The sequence below is a fragment of the Pseudomonas sp. NPDC047961 genome, from assembly GCF_050272435.1.
Classification (GTDB): Bacteria; Pseudomonadota; Gammaproteobacteria; order Pseudomonadales; family Pseudomonadaceae; genus Stutzerimonas.
The window spans coordinates 1023151-1042818 of record NZ_JBNNMD010000001.1; the positions used below are offsets into that span (position 1 = coordinate 1023151).

The window sequence follows — 19668 nt, forward strand, 5'->3', positions numbered from 1 at the left end:
CATGGTCATGCGGGACGACGGCGGAACACGCCATAGGCCAGCAGCAGTGAAACACCCACCCACAGCAACAGGCACAGCCAGAGCGCGGCGGTTGGCATCGGCAGCTCGCTACCCAGCGACAGCACGCCCATGGCATTGCCGCCCTCGAAGCCGGACAGATTGATCAAACGGTAGATGTCGGCCGGGTTCAGCAGCAGCAGCCACGGCAGCGCTTCGGGGCTGAAGCTGCCCTCACTGAGCACCAGCAGCGCCAGCAAGACGAGGTCGAACAACAGTACGAAGAGAAACCACACGCCAAGCGCTAGGCCGGCCGCACTGGATTTCTCGCTGACCTTGCTGCTCAGCACATAGGCCAGGGCGAGGAACACCCAACCGAGCAACGTCGAAGAGATCATGAAGCGGCCAAAGGCCCAAAGCAGCAGACCGATTTCGATGTCTTCGACCAGCACGGCGATGGCCAGCATCGCGCAGCCGAAACCGATCAACACCGCCAGCGCCAGGATCAATCCGTGGCCGACGAACTTGCCCAGCAGGATCTGCCCGCGTCCCAGCGGGTAGGTCAGCAGCAGCATCAGGGTGCCGCCCTCGTCCTCGCCGACAATGGCGTCGTAGGCCAGCAGCAGTGCGATCAGCGGCATCAGGAAGGTCGCCAGACTCGCCAGGCTGGCGATGGTCGCCGGAATCGAGGTAAAGCCAAGCTGACCGGATGCCGCTGCGCCGAGCCAGGCAATGCCCACCGCCAGCACCGCGAATAACAGGCTGATCGCAAGCAACCAGCGGTTGCGCAAACCGTCGCTGAATTCTTTGCGGGCGATGTTCCAGATCTGGTTCATAACGTGCCCTCCGCCGCGCGGACGTCGCCGGCGCGCTGCATGTAGTAGCGATACAGGTCTTCGAGCGATGGCTGATGGATTTCGATGTCGTCCGGCTCGCCCTCGCCCAGCAATTCGCGCAGCAGCGGCAGTTTGTGGCCATTGATGGCCGACACCTCGACGCTGTGTTCTCCCAGCGAACGTGCGCTATGGCCCGCGTCTCCCCAACGCTGCAACCAGCCGGCGCTGTCGCCGATGCCACTGGCGCGAATGCGCACCGGCAGCCCCGCCTCGACGCGCAGCTGCGCCAGGCTGCCGACCGCCTGTAGCTGACCTTTGGCCAGAATCGCCGCCCGATTGATATGCGCTTCGACGCCGGGCAAGACGTGCGAGCAGAGGATGACGCTGGTGCCTCGTTGGCGCATCCGGTCGATCAGCTCATAGAGATCGCCGGTTGCGATGGGATCGAGCCCCACCGTGGGTTCGTCGAGCAATAGCAGACGCGGCTCACCAAGCAGCGCCTGAGCCAGGCCGAGACGCTGGCGCATGCCCTTGGAATAGGTCTTCACCCGGCGTTCGGCAGCGTGAGACAGCCCGACCTGTTCCAGCAGTTCGTCCACCTGCTTCACTGCTGCGCCTTTCAGCCGAGCGAAGTGCCGCAGCGTCTCGCGGCCACTGAGCTGCGGATAGAAGGTCACGTTCTCAGGCAGGTAACCCAGCTGGCGGCGGACTTCGGGATCATGCGGCGCCCGACCGAGCACACGCACCTGCCCTTCGCTGGGCGTGAGCAGGCCAAGAATCAGTTTCATGCTGGTGGTCTTGCCGGCGCCGTTGTGGCCGAACAGGCCCAGCACCTCACCCTCGCCGAGGGTCAGGTTCAGATCATGCAGCACGGTCATGCTGCCGTAACGCTGGTTCACGCCCTGGATCTCTACTGCGCTCATGGCGTTGGCTCCTGCGTTTTGCTCATCAATGGATCGGTTGGCGGCTTCATCAACGGATGGCTGTCCTGCACGCCGGGCGACTTGATGACCGGAAAGGCCCGCTGAACCCAGCGCAGCACCTCGATGCTCGGGCTGTTCATCAACAGCCGCACCTGCGGGTAAAGCCACAACAGACGATCGACGTTGTCGTTGGGCTCGTAGGCGACGTCGCCCAGCCCATCATCGTTGCGGTCCCAGCCCAGGTAGTCGCTCCAGTAGTTGCCACGGCCATCGATGGACCATTCCTGAGTGCGGGTGGCCACGTACTTGACCTGCTGCTGATTGTCGATGAAGGCGTTGCCAGAGATGCGGTTGTCTTCCGAGCCCGCAGTCAGGTGGATGCCCAGCGCGCTTTTCTCGAAACGGTTGCCCGCAATGGTGTTGAACAAGGAGTTGTAGATGAACAGCGCCTTGCCCTCGGCGCCCGAGATCATGCTGTCGCCGGTCGAGCCGCTGCGCACGTCGCTGACGACGTTGTCACGGATGGTCGAATAGGTGATGTAGTTCATCAGGATGCCGTAGTTCTCGTCACCCTCGGAGCGATTGCCGATGACCTCCAGCTTGCGGCTCTGCATCAGCGCATAGCCGGTACGAGTGCGACGGGTGACGTTGCCGATCACGCTGTTGTCATTGGCGAACATGTAGTGCACGCCGTACCGCAGATCTTCCAGCACGTTGCCTTCGAGGTGATTGCCGTTGGAAGTATCGATGTAGATGCCATCGCGGGTGTTCCGCACCTGGTTGTCGATGATGCGCGCGCCACTCACGGCGTAGAGGTGAATGCCGTTGCCGCGGTCCTGGGAACGAATGCTCGTGTCGCCTTCGATCTGGTTGCCGATCAGGCTCACGTCTTTCGAGCCGTCGACCCAGATGCCGAAGCCGGGGCCACGCAGCTGGTTGTCGCGGATCACCACGCGCTGCGCCTTTGGCTGGATGAAGATGGCGGCGTTCATCGCGGTCAGATCGCGGCCCCAATCAAGCAATGTGCAGCCTTCGACGGTGACATCGGACGCCTCGATCAGCAGGCCGTTGCCCTCGCCCTGCGCCTGCAACACGGCGCCAGGCTCGCAGCGCAGCTGCATGGGCTGGTCGATGCTGAACTGACCGGTGTATTCGCCGGCCGGTAAGCGCCAGCGGTTGCCCCCTTCCGCCTCGAGCGGCAGGGCTGAAATAGGTTGCGGGGCCGCCACGGCCACCCCGCAGAACAGGGCCAGCAGCAGCGCTGCCAGCGGTTGAAACCTTGATATCGCCTGAGATCTGAGCACTGCGTTGTTCCTCTTCAGCTTCCAGGCAGGTGAAAGGCGGGAGCGATTGCCCCCGCCCAGTCGTGTTACGCCGGCTCGACCAACATGCGGCCGACCATTTCCATGTGCAGCGCGTGGCAGAACCAGCTGCAGTAGTACCAATGCAGGCCGGGCTTGTCGGCCGTAAAGGTGATGGACGCGGTCTGCTGCGGGCTGATCTCCATGCTCGCGCCGTGGTTGGTCATGACGAAGCCGTGAGACACGTCTTCGATCTGGTCGATGTTGGTGATGGTTACGGTAACTTCGTCGCCCTGCTTGACCGTGAACTCGGTCATGCCATAGGTCGGTGCCATCGAGGTCATGTACACCCGCACCTTGTTGCCGTCGCGGATCACCTTGTTGTCGGTTTCCAGGTTGATGCCGTCCTTCTTCGCCCGCTCGACCGTCGGTGCGAAGAATGGGTCGTCACGCTTCCAGATCTTCTGCGGCTTGATCTGGTCACGACGCGCGAGGATGCAATCGTGCGGCTCGGCGTAGGTCGGGCCGTCGTGCACCAGCTTCATTTCGTCACCGGAGATGTCGATCAACTGGTCGTTTTCCGGGTGCAGCGGGCCGGTCGGCAGGAAGCGGTCCTTGGAGAACTTGCACAGTGCCACCAGCCACTTGCCATCGGCCTCACTGGTTTCGGTCAGCGAAGCATGCAGGTGGCCCGGCTGATATTGCACGTCGAGTTTTTGCTTGATGTAGTTGACCTTCTCGCCGTTGTAGGCGCGTACCGCGTCGGCCATGTTCCACTTCACCACCTGGCTGTCGATGAACAGCGTGGTGTAGGCATTGCCGCGACCATCGAAGGTGGTGTGAAGCGGGCCGAGACCCAGTTCCGGCTCGGCGGCGACCACGTCGCGCGGGTCCTTCAGTTTGTCGTCGAACAAATCATCGAGCTTGGCGATTTCGATCATGGTGACCGTTGGCGACAGCTTGCCAGCCGCAATGAAGTACTTGCCATCGGACGAGGTGTTGCAGCCGTGCGGGTTCTTCGGCACCGGGATGTAGCGGGTGAATTCCGAACCGGCGCGGCCATCGACCACCGGCACTTTCGAGTCGCCGACGGTGCTGAACTTGCCGGCTTTGATCGCCGCCTCGATGCGCGGGATGTTGTAAACCACCACCCAGTCGCGCTCGTTGCGCATCATGCCGCCCAGGTCGGTGGCTTTCTCCGAGTTATAGCAGGTGGAGGCGGCGTACTTGCCGGTGTAGTCGGCGTCGGTGTTGTCCAGGTTGCCGTCGACGATGACCTGAAAGGCCATTTCCATCTTCTCGGCATCGATGACGTTGAACATGGTGTAAGCGCTTTCGGCCTGCAGGTCGAAGTTGCTGCCGTCATTGGGGTGCGGAATGACGAACTCGGCGTTGGCGAACACATACTTGGTGTGCGGCACCTTCTGCAGACGCAGGCCGTGGATGGCCTGTACGTTCGGCACAGTGAGCATCTTGTCGCACTTCATGATGTCGAGGCGGATACGCGCGACGCGGCTGTTGGCCTTGTCGTTGATGAACAGGTACTTGCCGTCGTACTTGCCGTCAGTCATCGAGATATGCGGATGGTGGCAGTCGCCGTTCAGGAACTTGGCGCTCTCGCCCATGATGTGGCGGCTTTCGTTGGTCAGGCCCCAACCGGTGGCGGAATCGACGTTGAATACCGGGATGCGCATCAGCTCGCGCATCGAGGGCACGCCCACCACGCGCACTTCGCCCTGGTGACCGCCGCTCCAGAAACCGTAGTAGTCGTCCAGTTCGCCCGGTGCGACGTGGATTTTCTGTTGCGCGTCCTTGACCGCTGCGGCCCAGGTCTCACGGCTCATGACTGCGCCGCCGAATGCGGTCGCTGCCACGGCGGCGCCGGTCAGGGCACTGGCGCCCAGGAAGCCACGGCGGCTAAAGCCACTCTTTTCCAGCGTTTCGGGGGTGTTCTTGCTCTTGTCGCTCATGGGGTGTTGCTCCTTATCGTGTACGGACAGGTCAAACGATCGGTTGCGAGCGTTCGCGATCAGGCGTGCCGCTCTGCGGGTCTACCACTTGCACTACGGGAATCAGCGTTGGGCCGGCCGGGGCTTTCTTGCCGCGCTTGGCGCGCTTGTTCTTCACGATCAGCGGCGGGCACTTGTTTTCGTTGTGATAGGTCATCTGGCAATCGAGGCAGTAGTGGCACTCGTTGTGATTGATGTGCCCGTCCGGATGAATCGCCTGGACTTCGCATTCGTTGGCACAGACCTGACAGGGGTTGCCGCACTCCTTGCGCCGCTTGAGCCAGTCGAACAGGCGGAAGCGGCCAGTGATCGCCAGCCCCGCGCCCAGCGGGCAGACGTAGCGGCAGTACACCTTGCGGGTGAAGATGTTGATTGCCAGCAGGGCCACGGCGTAGGCGACGAACCACCATTGACGGTCGAACTTGAGGGTGATGGCTGTCTTGAACGGCTCCACCTCGGCGGCCTTCTCGGCCATCGTCATCGACTCCAGCGAGATGCCGAACAGCACCAGCAGCACGATGTACTTGATCGCCCAGAGCCGCTCATGCACCGCGAAGGGCACCTCGTACTGACGGATCTTGAGTTTGCGAGCAGCCTCGTTGATCAGCTCCTGCAACGCCCCGAAGGGGCACAGCCAGCCGCAGAAGACTCCACGGCCCCAGAGCAGAATGCTGGCGGCGGTGAAGACCCAGAGGATGAAGATCACCGGATCGGTAAGGAACAGCTCCCAGCGGAAGTCCTGCACCAGGGCGTGCACGAAGGTCAGCACGTTGACCACCGACAGCTGCCCCAGGGCATACCAGCCGATGAACACCACGGTGAAGATCAGGTAGCCGTGGCGCAGCTTCTTCAAGAAGTTGGGGTGCTGGGTGAGTTTGTCCTGCATGAAGAGGATGACGGTCAGCAGAAGCAGCGCGGCCAGGATCACGCCAATCTGGAAGCTCTGCTGGTACCAGATGGTGACCCACATCGGCCGGTTGGCCTCCTCGGCCGCAGCCAGTTCCTCGGCGGTTGGTTGCGGGCGCTCGATGTACTGCTCGGGCATCTCGTACGGCAGTTCGAAGCTGGTGAACATGCCACTGATCGGGCCGGTCTGGCGGCGCACCAGCAACTCCAGTGTCCACGGCGAACCGGGATCAAACGCAGAATGCTCACGGACGATGAACACCGCCATTTCGCTGAAATCCGGCATGCCTTCGGCATACACGTCGTCGAGGCGCTGGAAGTCCATGTCGCGGAAGCTGATGACGTTGCCGAACTGGCGCAGCTGCACTCGATCGAAGATGCCGCCGCGCACATAGCCCGAACCCTTGAAGGAGTATTCGCCGCTGGCCATGACCGCGACCGCGTGCTCGCCTGGCTTGAGCTCCTCCACCAGGTCGGCGTAGTGAGCGTCGCCAAGCAGGGCCCGGCCGATGGTGGGCGGGTTCAGGTGGGTGGCGTAGAGGTCGATGAAAGTCTCGCCGACCTCTTCCGGTGAAGCCTCGTCGATGCCCTCGGCTTCGGTGCCTTTGAACGCCTGATCGATGTCGCCCCTGGTCAGATGCAGGCGGCGAATCGCGCCGTTACCCGTCAGTTCGCTCCAGTTGGCGGGCTCGTAATAATCCTCGCGGACGGTAGCCGGCTTTTGCGCCGCACCGACTTTGTCCTCCACCAGCCCAAGCGACACGGCAACATCGCGAGCGGCGCGCATGACGGTTTCATTGACCACCATGACAGTGACAGTGGCGCCAGTGACCGCATCGATGGTGACTGCCTTCTCGTCACTGGAGTGGCCGACCACGACCCGCTGGTCGACCTTGATACCCTCGTACTTGGCCGTGAATGCATGGAGTTTTTCAATCGGAATGCCGACCAGCAGGATCGGCTCATGATGCTCGAGCACATAGGCATCAACGATCACACCCTGCGGATCGAGCAGCACCTGCATATTGATCGGTTTGCCTGAGTAGGCCGGAATATCGACTACGTTGATGGTCTGGAAGGCATAACCCAGCACCTCGTCATCCTTCGAGAGGGTGCGGACCTGATAGTCGCCTTCGGCGGCCGAAACGCTGGCGCGTGGGAAGAATTGCTCGATGCGCTGCTGCTCGACCTCGTATTCCTTGCCCTGCACGGTGGAGACACTGAGCATCAGCGCCAGCAGCAGGACAAAGCCGAGCCCCCATGCGCCTCTGGTGCCAGCTGCGAAAGAGAAACGGGAAGTCATGGCCTACCTACTTAGGTTTGCGAATATGGAGTGATGGTAGGGAGCAGGCCCGGCGCTCTCCTTGATTGATATCAAGCTTGGCCGGTACCTGTGATTGCATTGAGCCATGTCAATGCGGGAGGGAGGTGGGTGCCGCTGGTTCGCGAATGTGCCTCTACACCTTATACGAACGCTGCCGCAGGCAAGGGCTATATTCGGCAGCTGGCGAGCCCGTCCGTCTATAAGCAACCATGGGCGGATGTGCGGCGAAACGGCTTTGCAGACGCTCACATCGCGAGCTTGCTCTACAGGAGCCGTAGGGCGGGCTTCAGCCCACCAATTGACCGTACATCGCGCTGCGGGAAGGCACCTGCTGCACTAAGGCGTGACGAGCAGGCGGTCGAAATCGGGTACCCATCGCGCCGGGATCGGGCGGAACGCTGCTCCACCCACAACCGTCACGAGCCGTGACGCCCAGGCGGTGTCAGGTAAGCCGCCGTCGCACCACGATTGGCTTCGCTGGCCTTGATTTCCATCCGCGCAATGCTGCGCAGATGCACCTGATCGGGGCCGTCGGCGAAGCGTAAGGCACGGCCGCCGGTCCACATGTCCGCCAGCGGCGTGTCCGGCGTCAAACCCATCGCGCCGTAGACCTGCATGGCTCGATCCGCAACGTTGGCGAGCATTCTGGGCACCAATGCCTTGATCATCGAGATCTCCTTGCGCGCCGCCTTGGCGCCGACCTCGTCAATCATCCAGGCGGTTTTCAGCACCAACAGACGCGCCTGTTCGATCTCGATGCGCGACTCGGCAATCCAATCGCCGATGTTCGAGTATTGCTGCAGATACTTGCCGAACGCCTTGCGCTCCTGGCAGCGCTCGACCATCAGTTCCAGCGCCAGCTCGGCCATGCCTATCGAGCGCATGCAGTGATGAATACGACCCGGGCCGAGTCGCGCCTGGGCCATCATGAAACCGTCGCCCTCCTTGCCCAGCAGATTGGCTACCGGTACCCGCACGTTACGCAGGACCAATTCGCTGTGGCCTTCCGGCGCCAGATGATTCATCACCGGAATGTTACGTACCAGCTCGACGCCGGGCGTGTCGAACGGCACCAGAATCATGCTCTGCTGCTGATGGGTCTCCGCGTCCGGGTCGGTCTTGCCCATGACGATCAACAGTTTGCAGTTGGGGTGCGAGGCGTTGGTGATGAACCACTTGCGGCCGTTGATCACGTAATCATCGCCCTCGCGGCGGATCAGCGTCTGGATATTGGTGGCATCGGAGGACGGCACGTCCGGTTCGGTCATGGCGAAGGCCGAGCGGATCTCGCCTTCAAGCAAGGGGTTCAGCCAGCGCTCGCGCTGCTCCGGCGTGGCGAACATGTGCAGCAGCTCCATATTCCCGGTATCCGGCGCATTGCAGTTGAACACCTCCGACGCCCAGTGCACGCGGCCCATGATCTCCGCCAGCGGTGCGTACTCGAGGTTGCTCAGGCCCATGCCCGGCTCATCTTCGCCTAGTGACGGCAGGAACAGATTCCATAAGCCTTCGGAACGCGCCAAGGCTTTCAGGTCTTCCATGAACGAAACCGGGTAGGCGCCTGCGGAGACCTCCTCATGCCAAGCGCCAATACGCGGCACGATGTACTGGTCCATGAACGCGAGTAGCTGCTGACGCAGCGCGTCGACACGTGGGCTATAGGCGAAATGCATCGGATACCTCGGCGATCTGACGGGTCTGGATGCATTCACCATAGGCCTGGTGCGGCAGAAAAAGAACGAGCCTAAAGCCGCTGAATCGACCGCCAATCACGGTGACTGATAGCGCGGCAGGATTGACCGAGGTCATCGTTCGCCAGGCGCCAATGCACTAGAGCCTCCCTTACCAGTGCAGGTAGAGCATCCCCTTGGCCAGCAGCACGATGCCCACCATCTGCGCGAAGATCGCCCAGTGGATGCGCCGATAGCGAGCCGGCGTCATCCGCCCGCTACGCAGCAGCATGGCGACCATGCCGAAGGTGAAGAACACACCGACCGCCAGCAGGATCTTCAGCGACAGCAAGGTCGCGAAGCTGCTGGCGAATGGATCTGCCAATGCCTGGCGGTGAAACCAGGCCAGACCGATACCGGCCCCATAGACAAACAGCACGACCCAATGCAGCACCACCCGCAGCCGCGCACCGACGGCCTTGTCGACTCGCTGCATCAGCTCCGGCTCGATTTGCTGGCGCACGCGGCTGAGCACCGCGACCTCAACGAACAAGGTGCCAATGAAGAAGATTGCCGCCAGCAGATGGGTGACATGCAACAGGGAATAGCTCATCACGGCTCCTTCGGTTGTGATGCCGGCCAGCCTAGCAAAGCCACCGGCATCGGCAGAACAGGCCCTAGCGATTCAGCGCTGTCAGCTCGCCACCCTCGCGCTGCACCTGTTGTCCGGCGACCAGGTCGTTGTTCGACGTCCGCAGCCGCGTCCGACTGCCGTCGTCCTTCTCGATCACATATAGGGTTTGCTCCAGCCCGGCCGCCTCCTGCACACCCTGCCCGGCCAGGTAGCCCAGGCCACCGCCGATCAGCGCACCGATGGGTCCGCCGGCTGCTGCGCCCAGCATGAACCCGCTGAGCCCACCGAAACCGCCACCAACGACGCGATCCTCACGCGCCGATACCACCTCGTCGGCGCCAGCCAGCGAGCTGGTCAGCAGGGTTGCGCAGGTAACCAAAGCGACTAAATTCTTCATACGATGCTCCGTTGTGTGCTGTGTCGTTCCCCTGTACACAGTCATGAAGCGTGCCGCTTTAATATCCCTTTAAATTCAATGCTTTGCTAATCATGTTGTCTTTTATACCCCATGCAGATAGGTTATTTTTACCCGCATACGAATACTTTATACCCTGAAAGGAACGCCGTTCTTTCAATGGAGGCCGACTGATGATCCGCTGCAAACGCGCCTATGAGCCGCCGGCACGCGATGACGGCCACAGGGTGTTGGTCGATCGCCTATGGCCGCGCAACCGGACCAGGGAATCGCTGGCGCTGCATGACTGGTGCAAGGCGCTGGCGCCGTCGAGCGAACTGCGGCGCGCCTTCAAAGCCGGCAAGCTGACGTTCGAGATTTTTCGAGACGATTATCGGCGGGAACTGGCGGGCCACCCGGAGCATTGGTGGCCGCTGCTGGATATTGCGGCCAGAGGCCCGTTGACCCTCGTCTACGCGGCGCGCGACGAGCAGCAGAACAATGCGCGGGTGCTGGCCGAATGGCTGGAAGAAGAGTTGGAGCGGCGCGATGAACCAAGCTCGCCGACCTGCTACGCCGGCGAGCGGGGGTGACGATTAGCGCTTGCGATTGACCGTCAATGCGGCGCGGATCACGTCAGCACCGATCTCGTTTTCATACGACTGCCACACCGGCATCATCTTTTCCCGCCAGGCCTGGCGCTGCTCGGGCGTAAGGGCGACCAGCTTGCTGCTGCCACTGGCGAGGATGCGGTCGCGGTCGCGCTGGTTCAGCGCAGCAGCTTCCCGATTAACCGCCTGGGTCACCTCGAGAATGATGCCCTCGAGTTCAGAGCGCACCGCAAACGGCATGCTCATCCAGAACTCCGAGCTGGTCACCAGCATGTAATTGAGCACCCCGTGATTGCTCTCGGTGATGAACGGCTGGACCTTGTGCATGTTCTGGCTGGCAATGTTCGACCAGGGGTTTTCCGCGCCCTGAACCACGCCCGCCTGCAGCGACTTGTAGACCTCGGCGAAGGGCAGCACTACCGGCTTTGCGCCTACCGCATTGAACTGTGCCTCCAGTACCGCAGAGGGCTGTATACGAAACGCCAGGCCAGCGGCGTCCCCCGGCAGACGCAGCGCCTGCGTGGCCGAGAGCTGCTTCAGACCGTTGTTCCAGTAGGCCAGGCCATAGATCCCTGAGTCGGCCATGGAGCGCAGCAGATCACGGCTCGTCTCACGCGACTGGAAACGCTGGACGGCGGCCTCGTCGTCGAACAGAAACGGCAGGTCGAACACCTGCAGCTTCTTCGTGTACTTGCCAAACTTCGACAGGGACGGCGCGAGGATCTGCACCTCATTGTTCAGCAGCGCCTGCATCTCCTCGGCATCACCGACCAGTGTCGAGTTCGGGTACACCTCGACCTTGACCTTGTCCGCCAGACGCTCGTGCACCAGCTTCTGGAACAGCAAGGCGCCCTTGCCCTTGGGCGTGTCGTCCGCCACCACGTGGGCGAACTTGATAACGAAAGGCTCCCCATCGGCCGCCATGACCGAGGCACTCAACCCACACAGGACCGCGACCAACGCAGCAACACAAGACTTGAACATCTGACCCCCAACGGGAATAGCCCGAATCGACGCCTTGTGAGCACCGTTCGAGCGGTTATCGAATAACGACGGGACCTGACTCACACCGTGGCGTGGTCGGTCCATTCTTTGGTTTGAGTTAGCCAGATCATCTCGACTGCGGCGGTCGGCGCCTGGCCTTTATTGGAATGCGGGTGACGTCGAACCGGGTGCGGAACGACTGTGCCAACCGAGGCGGAAAGTCTTGGCCATCACCCTTGATGGCACAAGCACCAGAAAGTCCAACCAGCTCTCAAAACAGCACATCTCACTCATCGGAACGGCCGAACTTTCGATCCGCTGCCCCTTTCTACAGGCAACACCCTCAGCCATCCGGTCAGCCATGAACGAGTTTTCGACCCCCTCCTCGCAGAACCCCGCCGTGATCGACTGCCTGATAGTTGGCGGCGGGCCGGGCGGGCTGACGGCGGCACTCTATCTCGCCCGCTTCCGCCGCAGCTGCATGGTCATCGATGCCGGCTCCAGCCGTGCCTCATGGATACCGCGATCGCATAACTACCCAGGCTTCCCGCCGGGCATCAACGGCAATGACCTGCTCGCCCGCCTGCGTGAACAGGCCAGGGGCTATGGCGCGCGGCTCGAGCAAGGCCGGGTCGAGCACATCGAGCCACATGCCGATGGCTTCAGCGTGCGCTATGGCAATGCCACCTGCGTGACCCGACGGATCATCCTCGCCACCGGAATCGAGGACACCCTGCCGGACATGCCGGATGTCGAGCAGGCCATCGGTGAGGGCAAGGTGCGGCTGTGTGCGATCTGCGACGGCTACGAGGTCGACGGGGACAATGTCGCCGTCTACGGCGAGGCAGAAAACGCGATCAGCCATGCGGTGTTCCTGCGCACCTTCACCGATCGCGTCACGGTGGTGGTGCATGGCGAACCCAATGCCTGCGACCAGGCCTTCGCACTGGCCGAGCACTACGATATCCGCGTGATCAGCGACCGCGTCGAGTCGCTTCACCCCTGCGAGAATGGCATCGAACTGCTGACCTGCAGTGGCGAGCGGCACCATTTCGACATCATCTACCCCAGCCTGGGCGCGCGGTTTCGCTCCGACCTGGCGCTGCAGCTGGGCGTCGACTGTGACGAGTGCGGTGGCATCTGGGTAGACGACCACCTGCAAACCAGCCTGCGCGGCCTCTATGCCATCGGCGATGTGACCATGGGCCTGAAGCAGATGACTGTTGCCATCGGCCAGGCGGCGCAGGCGGCAACGGCCGTGCATAACAGCCTCGAAGCCAACCCGTGGGGCGGCACGGAGGCGACTCGTTGAAAAAACGAGTGCAGCGGCGACTTTTGCACCGGCTCGATTGCAGCGACGGTCTAGGCTGAATAACAAGCCTGTTCGCTTTGGAGCCTTCCATGTCACTCAGCGTATTCGACCTGTTCAAGATCGGTATCGGCCCGTCCAGCTCGCATACGGTGGGGCCGATGCGCGCCGCGTTACGGTTTGCCGAGGGGCTCAGGCGTGACGACCTGCTGACCGCCACCGAACACCTGAGGGTCGAGCTGTACGGCTCGCTCGGTGCCACCGGCAAGGGCCATGGCAGTGACAAGGCCGTTTTACTGGGCCTTGAAGGCGAGCGGCCCGAGGACATCGATACCCGCGACATCCCCCCGCGCATGGCAGCGATGCGTGAATCCCACGAGCTGCGCCTGCTGGGTGAAAAACTCATTCGATTCGAGACCGGCAATGACCTGCAATTCATACGCAAGCCACTGGCGTTCCACCCCAACGGCATGATCTTTCGCGCCTTCGACGCCGCCGGGCTGCAGTTGCGCAGCCGAGAATACTATTCGGTGGGCGGCGGCTTTGTTGTCGATGACCAGGCGGCGGGCGATGACCGCATCGTCGAGGACACCACGCCACTGCCCTTGCCCTTTCACAGCGCCAGCGAACTGCTCGAATTGTGCGACACGCATGACCTCTCCATCAGCCAGTTGATGCTGACCAACGAGGCCGCCTGGCGCCCCGAGGCCGAAACACGGGCAGGCCTGCTGAAGATCTGGCAAGTGATGCAGGAATGCGTAAAGGCCGGGTGCAACACCGAAGGGGTAATGCCCGGCGGGCTCAAGGTCGAGCGCCGCGCCGCCGGTCTCTACCGTCAGCTCAGCGAGCACCCCGAAGCCAACCTGCGTGACGCACTCAGCGTACTCGACTGGGTCGACCTCTACGCGCTGGCCGTCAACGAGGAGAACGCCGCGGGCGGCCGTGTGGTGACGGCGCCCACCAACGGCGCCGCCGGGATAGTGCCTGCCCTGTTGCACTACTACATGCGCTTTATCCGCGGCGCCAACGAAGACGGCGTCGTGCGTTTCCTCCTGACCGCGGCGGCCATCGGCATCCTCTACAAGGAAAACGCCTCGATCTCCGGGGCCGAAGTCGGCTGCCAGGGGGAAGTGGGCGTGGCCTGCTCCATGGCTGCCGGCGCCTTGTGCGAAGTGCTGGGCGGTACGCCGCAGCAGGTCGAGAATGCGGCCGAGATCGGCATGGAGCACAACCTCGGGCTCACCTGTGACCCGGTCGGCGGGCTGGTTCAGGTGCCCTGCATCGAACGCAACGCCATGGGCGCCGTCAAGGCGATCAACGCGGCACGCATGGCCTTGCGCGGCAACGGCAAGCACTTCATCTCTCTGGACAAGGTGATCCGCACCATGCGCCAGACCGGCGCCGACATGAAGAGCAAGTACAAGGAGACCGCTCGCGGCGGGCTGGCGGTGAACATCATCGAGTGCTGACTCCATTTGCGGCTCATCACTGACCGTTTCATCGGCAGTAATCCGCACCGCGAAGCTTTATCATCCGTTCAGCAGTGCCTGGGGTGGCAAAGGAATCCACCCGAGGTCTCGCTGTCTTCCCTACATGCGTCTCCGCCCCGGAAGCATCCGGAAATAATGCCGAGGATTAGATGACCACCAGCCATGAGGCGTCCACGCCGAAAAATAGCCAGCTCACCCGCAGCACCCTGAAGTTCCCGGTAGTCGGGATCGGGGCCTCGGCCGGCGGCCTCACGGCGTTGCTGACCCTCTTCGAACACATGCCCAGCGACTGCGGCATGGCGTTCGTGGTGATCATGCACCTCTCACCCAAGCACGAAAGCAACGTCGACAAGATCCTGCAAAATGTCACCCGGATGCCGGTGTTGCAGGTCACCCAGCCGGTGCCCATCGAGCGTAACCACATCTACGTGATTCCCCCGGCCATGGACCTGTCGATGAATGACGGCTATTTGCGCTTGGCGAAGCCTGAGCGCGAGCGCGGTGCTCAGGTGGCCATCGACCTGTTCTTTCGCGCCCTGGCCGATGTGCATCACACCCACGCCATGGGCATTGTGTTGTCCGGCACCGGCGCGGACGGCTCGGTCGGGCTGGCCCGCATCAAGGAGCAAGGCGGTGTCACCCTGGCGCAGACACCGGAAGATGCCGAATACGATTCGATGCCACGCAACGCCATCGAAACCGGGATGGTGGATATCGTGCTGCCGGTTGCCGACATGCCCGAGCGGCTGGTCGAGCTGCGCCGCAACCAGGAAGTTCTGCTGAACCGGCAGGACCCGATCGCGTCGCCGGGCGACACCGAACAGGCCAACGAGGACCAGGGCGAACTGGAATCCGCCCAGGCCCATACGCAATCCAAACCGAACGAATTGGCCCTGCGAGAAATTCTCGCTGCACTCCGGGCCCGCACCGGACACGACTTCCGTCATTACAAACAGGCCACGGTGCTGCGCCGCATCGAGCGTCGCATGCAGGTCAATGCCGTGCGCGACATGCCCAGCTACGCCAAGCACCTGCAAAGCCACCCGGAAGAAACGCCGGCCCTGCTGGCCGACATGCTGATCGGCGTAACCAACTTCTTCCGCGACCGCGAGGCGTTTGAAGCGCTGGAGCGCGACATCATTCCTTCGTTGTTCGAGCGCAAACAGCACAGTGAAGACAAATCGATTCGCGTCTGGGCGGCCGCCTGCTCGACCGGTGAAGAGGCATATTCACTGGCCATGCTGTTGAACGACCAGGCGGAAGTCAGCAATGCTCATGGAGAAATCCATTCGCAGGTGTTCGCCACCGACATCGATGATCGGGCGTTGGAAACCGCTCGCGCCGGTGTCTATCCGGAAGCCATCGTGACCGACGTGCCGCCCACCCGGCTGCGACAGTACTTCATCAAGGAACAGGATCATTACCGCATGCAGAAGGAGCTGCGCGAGCGGATCCTGTTTGCCCGCCACAACATCCTGCGTGACCCGCCGTTTTCCAGACTCGACCTGATCTCCTGCCGCAACCTGATGATCTACCTGGACAGGGACATTCAGCTCGAAGTGCTGCGCATGTTTCACTTCGCCCTCAATCCAGGCGGCTACCTCTTCCTTGGCAGCTCCGAGACCGCCGATGCCTGCAGTCAGCTGTTCACACCGGTGGATAAGAAGAACCGCATATATCGCGCCAAGGAGGTGTCATCCGCGCTGCGTCGCGCACCCACCGGCCCGTACCACGGCTTTACGCTGAGCGCACCGAGTCGCCCGCCCTTCAGTGAATCCTCAAAACGCCACCGCAAGTTTTCCTACGCCGATGTCCACCAGCGTGCGCTCGAGCAGTACGCCCCGCCCAGCGTCATCGTTAACCATGACGCCGAGATCGTGCACATGTCCGATCGTGCCGGGAACTTCCTGCGCTATGTCGGCGGCGAGCCTTCGCTGAACCTGACGACGCTGATACACCCGCAACTGCGGCTCGAGCTGCGCACCGCGCTGTATCAGGCGACTCACACCGGCAAGAGCGTCGAGGCGCGACGGGTTCGGCTGGAGCGCGACGACCGTAGCTTCTACGTGAACATGGTGGTCCGCCCGTTCCGCGACAGCGGGGCCGGCAGCGACTACATGCTGGTGATCTTCGATGAGGTTGAAGCCTGCATGGACAGCAGTGCTCAGGAGCATTCCGACACCAAGGACAGCGTGCTGACCCAACTCGAGGCCGAGTTGCAGCAGACCAAGGAGCAGCTGCAGATCACCATGGAGCACTCGGAAACCTCGACTGAAGAGTTGCGTGCGTCCAACGAAGAATTGCAGGCGATCAACGAAGAGCTGCGCTCGGCCACCGAGGAACTGGAGACCAGCAAGGAAGAATTGCAGTCGATCAACGAAGAGCTGACCACGGTCAACTCCGAGCTCAAGGCCAAGGTCGACGAAACCAGCAAGATCAACGATGACCTGCAGAATCTGATCTCCTCAACCGACATCGCCACGGTCTTTGTCGACCGCAAGCTGCGCATCAAGTGGTTCACGCCCCGCGCACGCGAAATCTTCAACGTGATCGGCAACGATGCCGGCCGCTCACTTTCGGACATCACCCATCGTCTCGACTACCACGGGCTGCACGCGGACGCTGCGAAAGCCTTCGACGAGTTGCACCTGGTCGAGCGGGAAGTCAGGTCCAAGGACGACAACCGCTGGTTCCTCGCGCGTTTCGTGCCCTACCGCACGCTGGATGACCGCATACAGGGTGCCGTGCTGACCTTCATCGACATCACCGACCGACGCCGTGCCGAAGAAAGCCTGCGTGCCGGTGAAGCCCATATGAAGCTCCTTGCACAGAGCACCAAGGGCTACGCCATCATCACGCTGAACTGTGAGGGCCTCATCACCACCTGGAACCGTGGCGCGGAGAAGATATTCGGCTACGGCGAGCAGGATGTGATCGGCAAGAGCATCGACATGCTCTATACCGAAGAGGACCGCAACCAGGGTGTGCCCAGCGCTGAACGACAGCGTGCCCTTGAACAAGGCCAATCCGCCGATGAGCGCTGGCATGTGCGTCAGGATGGCAGTCGGTGCTTTTTCAGCGGCCTGGTCAACCCGCTGGTGGATAACGACGGCAAGGTTATCGGTTTTGCCAAGATCGCCCGCGACCTCACCGAGGAGCGCGAGCAGGAGGCCCACCAGCGCAACGAGCTGGAAAACATCCAGGCTGCCAACATGCAGAAGGATCAGTTTTTCGCCGTGCTGTCGCACGAGCTCAAGCACCCGCTGAACCTGATCCAGCTCAACACCGACCTGGTCGCGCGCTCCCAGGCCGCGAAAAACTTCCCAAGCTTGCGCAAGGCAACCCAGTCGATTCAGAACGCGGTTCGCAGCCAGTCACGGATCATCGACGACCTGATGGACGTGTCCCGCATCCGTACCGGCAAGCTCAAGCTGCAATTCTCAACCCTGCTTTACCAAAACGTGCTGCACGGCATCGAAGCGGTATTCGCCCCGCTGGCACAGGCGGAAAGCGTCACCTTCGAGGTGTTGAAGCCCAGCCAGCCGATCTACGTCCACGCCGATCCGACGCGCCTGGACCAGATCATCTGGAACCTGCTGAACAATGCCTGGAAGTTCACCAAGGGCGGCGAACGCATCTGCATGCAACTGGAGCGCGATGGCAACCTGGCGCGCCTCGACGTGATCGACACTGGCGAAGGCATCTCCGCAGACTTCCTGCCAAAGGTCTTCGACATGTTCGGCCAGGCGGAAATGCAACATTCGCAGCGCTCCAAACATGGCCTGGGGATCGGCCTGGCGCTGGTCAAACAGCTGGTGGAAGCGCACGGCGGCCGTATCGAAGCCTTCTCCGAAGGCATCGGGCGCGGTGCCCGTTTCAGCGTCTGGCTGCCGATCCACCTGCAGACCGAGCTGGAGCTCAGCGAGTTGGAGCACGACGGGGATATGGGAGGCTTGGCCGGCATTCGCATCCTGCTGGTAGACGACTCGCCGGACATCCTTGAAACCATGTGCGAACTGCTGGAAAGCGAAGGCGCCAAGGTCACCACCGCCGACGGCGGCGCCAAGGGCATCGAACTCGCTGAGCAGAACACCTACGATGTGATCGTCTCCGACATCGGCATGCCGGGAATCGACGGCCACAAGATGATGACGGCGATCCGCGGCGGCAACACCAATGCCGACACGCCCGGCATCGCCCTGACCGGTTACGGCACCCTGCGCGACGTGGAAAAGGCCAAGGCCGCCGGCTTTACCCTGCACTTGCGAAAGCCGATCGACTTGCAAGCATTGATCGACGCGGTGACGCAAGCCGTGCATTAGCCCGGGGGCACATCTGCTTGCTGGCGATCGGTGCGTCAAACGCAACACCTCTGCAGCGCCCACCTCTGATCGCCAGCAAGCTGGCTCCTACAGGTGCGTGCTACCGCGGTCGCTGGGAGCCGTAGCGATGGGCAAGCGATCACCCGAGGCAGGATGCAAATCCATCATACGAGCACAATCTCGCTTTTCGTAGGAGCCAGCTTGCTGGCGATCCGGTGCGTCAAATGCAACACCTCTGCGGCGCCCACCACTGATCGCCAGCAAGCTGCCTCCTACAGGTGCGTGCTACCGCGGTCGCCGGGAGCCGTAGCGATGGGCCAGCGATCACCGAGGCAAGATGCAAATCCATCACACGAGCACAATCCTGCTTTTCGTAGGAGCCAGCTTGCTGGCGATCCGGTGCGTCAAACCCAACACCTCTGCGGCGCCCACCTCTGATCGCCAGCAAGCTGGCTCCTACAGGTGCGTGCTACCGCGGTCGCCGGGAGCCGTGGCGATGCACAAGTGATCACCCGCGGCAGGATTAAAATCATCGCGCGAGCAAGATCTCGCTTTTCGTAGGAGCCAGCTTGCTGGCGATCCGTGCGTCAAACGCAACACCTCTGCGGCGCCCCCTCTGATCGCCAGCAAGCTGCCTCCTACAGGCGCGTGCTACCGCGGTCGCTGGGAGCCGTAGCGATGGGCAAGCGATCACCCGAGGCAGGATGCAAATCCATCACACGAGCACAATCTTGCTTTTCGTAGGAGCCAGCTTGCTGGCGATCCGGTGCGTCAAATGCAACACCTCTGCGGCGCCCACCTCTGATCGCCAGCAAGCTGCCTCCTACAGGTGCGTGCTACCGCGGTCGCTGGGAGCCGTAGCGATGGGCAAGCGATCACCCGAGGCAGGATGCAAATCCATCACACGAACACGATCTCGCTTTTCGTAGGAGCGAGCTTGCTGGCGATCCGTGCGTCA

Annotated in this window: 13 protein-coding genes; 4 read left to right on the forward strand and 9 right to left on the reverse strand. The window is 62.1% G+C overall.

Translation table 11 applies throughout. From position 1 onward, the window contains the following. Positions 1 to 5: 5 nt before the first annotated feature. From ACQKIK_RS04900 to ACQKIK_RS04935, 8 genes are all read right to left on the reverse strand, one after another. On the reverse strand, positions 6 to 833 hold the full coding sequence (locus ACQKIK_RS04900; protein ID WP_499134922.1) for an ABC transporter permease: 828 nt from the start codon (positions 831 to 833) through the stop codon (positions 6 to 8). Beyond that, positions 830 to 1756 (reverse strand): ABC transporter ATP-binding protein, encoded by a 927-nt coding sequence (locus tag ACQKIK_RS04905; RefSeq protein WP_046164053.1) that lies wholly within the window; start codon positions 1754 to 1756, stop codon positions 830 to 832. The genes ACQKIK_RS04900 and ACQKIK_RS04905 overlap by 4 nt, the downstream gene beginning before the upstream one ends. Further along, the gene (locus ACQKIK_RS04910) at positions 1753 to 3060 is read right to left on the reverse strand and encodes a nitrous oxide reductase family maturation protein NosD (protein ID WP_241530294.1); all 1308 of its coding nucleotides are present in this window, start codon (positions 3058 to 3060) and stop codon (positions 1753 to 1755) included. Before ACQKIK_RS04910 ends, ACQKIK_RS04905 begins: the two co-directional genes overlap by 4 nt. A gap of 65 nt (positions 3061 to 3125) precedes the next feature. Continuing rightward, on the reverse strand, positions 3126 to 5027 hold the full coding sequence (nosZ, locus tag ACQKIK_RS04915) for a TAT-dependent nitrous-oxide reductase (protein ID WP_045430129.1): 1902 nt from the start codon (positions 5025 to 5027) through the stop codon (positions 3126 to 3128). 31 nt (positions 5028 to 5058) lie between these two features. Further along, positions 5059 to 7275 (reverse strand): transcriptional regulator NosR, encoded by a 2217-nt coding sequence (nosR, locus tag ACQKIK_RS04920; RefSeq protein ID WP_499134923.1) that lies wholly within the window; start codon positions 7273 to 7275, stop codon positions 5059 to 5061. A gap of 437 nt (positions 7276 to 7712) precedes the next feature. Continuing rightward, on the reverse strand, positions 7713 to 8969 hold the full coding sequence (locus tag ACQKIK_RS04925) for an acyl-CoA dehydrogenase family protein (protein WP_499134925.1): 1257 nt from the start codon (positions 8967 to 8969) through the stop codon (positions 7713 to 7715). 169 nt (positions 8970 to 9138) lie between these two features. Further along, a complete protein-coding gene (locus tag ACQKIK_RS04930; protein WP_241530291.1) occupies positions 9139 to 9579 on the reverse strand; it encodes a CopD family copper resistance protein in 441 nt (146 codons plus the stop codon). A gap of 64 nt (positions 9580 to 9643) precedes the next feature. Continuing rightward, positions 9644 to 9997 carry a hypothetical protein gene (locus ACQKIK_RS04935; RefSeq protein WP_046164049.1) on the reverse strand — a complete coding sequence of 118 codons (354 nt, stop codon included), beginning with the start codon at positions 9995 to 9997 and terminating at the stop codon, positions 9644 to 9646. Between the two features lie 191 nt (positions 9998 to 10188). On the opposite strand from ACQKIK_RS04935, the gene ACQKIK_RS04940 reads away from it, so the two are divergent. After that, complete coding sequence (locus ACQKIK_RS04940; RefSeq protein WP_499134927.1) at positions 10189 to 10587, forward strand: DUF488 domain-containing protein; 399 nt, start codon at positions 10189 to 10191, stop codon at positions 10585 to 10587. Between the two features lie 3 nt (positions 10588 to 10590). Here the strand turns inward: ACQKIK_RS04940 and ACQKIK_RS04945 are convergent, their stop codons facing one another. Further along, positions 10591 to 11589: a TRAP transporter substrate-binding protein gene (locus ACQKIK_RS04945; RefSeq protein ID WP_499134928.1), complete on the reverse strand. Its 999-nt coding sequence runs from the start codon at positions 11587 to 11589 to the stop codon at positions 10591 to 10593. Positions 11590 to 11950: 361 nt separating this feature from the next. On the opposite strand from ACQKIK_RS04945, the gene ACQKIK_RS04950 reads away from it, so the two are divergent. The 3 genes from ACQKIK_RS04950 to ACQKIK_RS04960 all read left to right on the forward strand — a co-directional run bounded on the left by ACQKIK_RS04950 (position 11951) and on the right by ACQKIK_RS04960 (position 18710). Further along, positions 11951 to 12901 (forward strand): NAD(P)/FAD-dependent oxidoreductase, encoded by a 951-nt coding sequence (locus ACQKIK_RS04950; RefSeq protein WP_499134930.1) that lies wholly within the window; start codon positions 11951 to 11953, stop codon positions 12899 to 12901. An 89-nt stretch (positions 12902 to 12990) separates the two neighbouring features. Beyond that, complete coding sequence (locus ACQKIK_RS04955; protein ID WP_499134931.1) at positions 12991 to 14367, forward strand: L-serine ammonia-lyase; 1377 nt, start codon at positions 12991 to 12993, stop codon at positions 14365 to 14367. 170 nt (positions 14368 to 14537) lie between these two features. After that, positions 14538 to 18710: a CheR family methyltransferase gene (locus ACQKIK_RS04960; protein ID WP_499134932.1), complete on the forward strand. Its 4173-nt coding sequence runs from the start codon at positions 14538 to 14540 to the stop codon at positions 18708 to 18710. The last annotated feature ends 958 nt before the right edge of the window (positions 18711 to 19668 follow it).

Bases quoted from the DNA above. Each gene is read 5' to 3' on its own strand.
- ACQKIK_RS04940 (WP_499134927.1), top strand. From the start codon at position 10,189: ATGATCCGCTGCAAACGCGCCTATGAGCCGCCGGCACGCGATGACGGC.
- ACQKIK_RS04925 (WP_499134925.1), bottom strand. From the start codon at position 8,969: ATGCATTTCGCCTATAGCCCACGTGTCGACGCGCTGCGTCAGCAGCTA.
- ACQKIK_RS04935 (WP_046164049.1), bottom strand. From the start codon at position 9,997: ATGAAGAATTTAGTCGCTTTGGTTACCTGCGCAACCCTGCTGACCAGC.
- nosR (WP_499134923.1), bottom strand. From the start codon at position 7,275: ATGACTTCCCGTTTCTCTTTCGCAGCTGGCACCAGAGGCGCATGGGGG.
- nosZ (WP_045430129.1), bottom strand. From the start codon at position 5,027: ATGAGCGACAAGAGCAAGAACACCCCCGAAACGCTGGAAAAGAGTGGC.
- ACQKIK_RS04930 (WP_241530291.1), bottom strand. From the start codon at position 9,579: ATGAGCTATTCCCTGTTGCATGTCACCCATCTGCTGGCGGCAATCTTC.
- ACQKIK_RS04955 (WP_499134931.1), top strand. From the start codon at position 12,991: ATGTCACTCAGCGTATTCGACCTGTTCAAGATCGGTATCGGCCCGTCC.
- ACQKIK_RS04960 (WP_499134932.1), top strand. From the start codon at position 14,538: ATGACCACCAGCCATGAGGCGTCCACGCCGAAAAATAGCCAGCTCACC.
- ACQKIK_RS04950 (WP_499134930.1), top strand. From the start codon at position 11,951: ATGAACGAGTTTTCGACCCCCTCCTCGCAGAACCCCGCCGTGATCGAC.
- ACQKIK_RS04945 (WP_499134928.1), bottom strand. From the start codon at position 11,589: ATGTTCAAGTCTTGTGTTGCTGCGTTGGTCGCGGTCCTGTGTGGGTTG.
- ACQKIK_RS04905 (WP_046164053.1), bottom strand. From the start codon at position 1,756: ATGAGCGCAGTAGAGATCCAGGGCGTGAACCAGCGTTACGGCAGCATG.
- ACQKIK_RS04900 (WP_499134922.1), bottom strand. From the start codon at position 833: ATGAACCAGATCTGGAACATCGCCCGCAAAGAATTCAGCGACGGTTTG.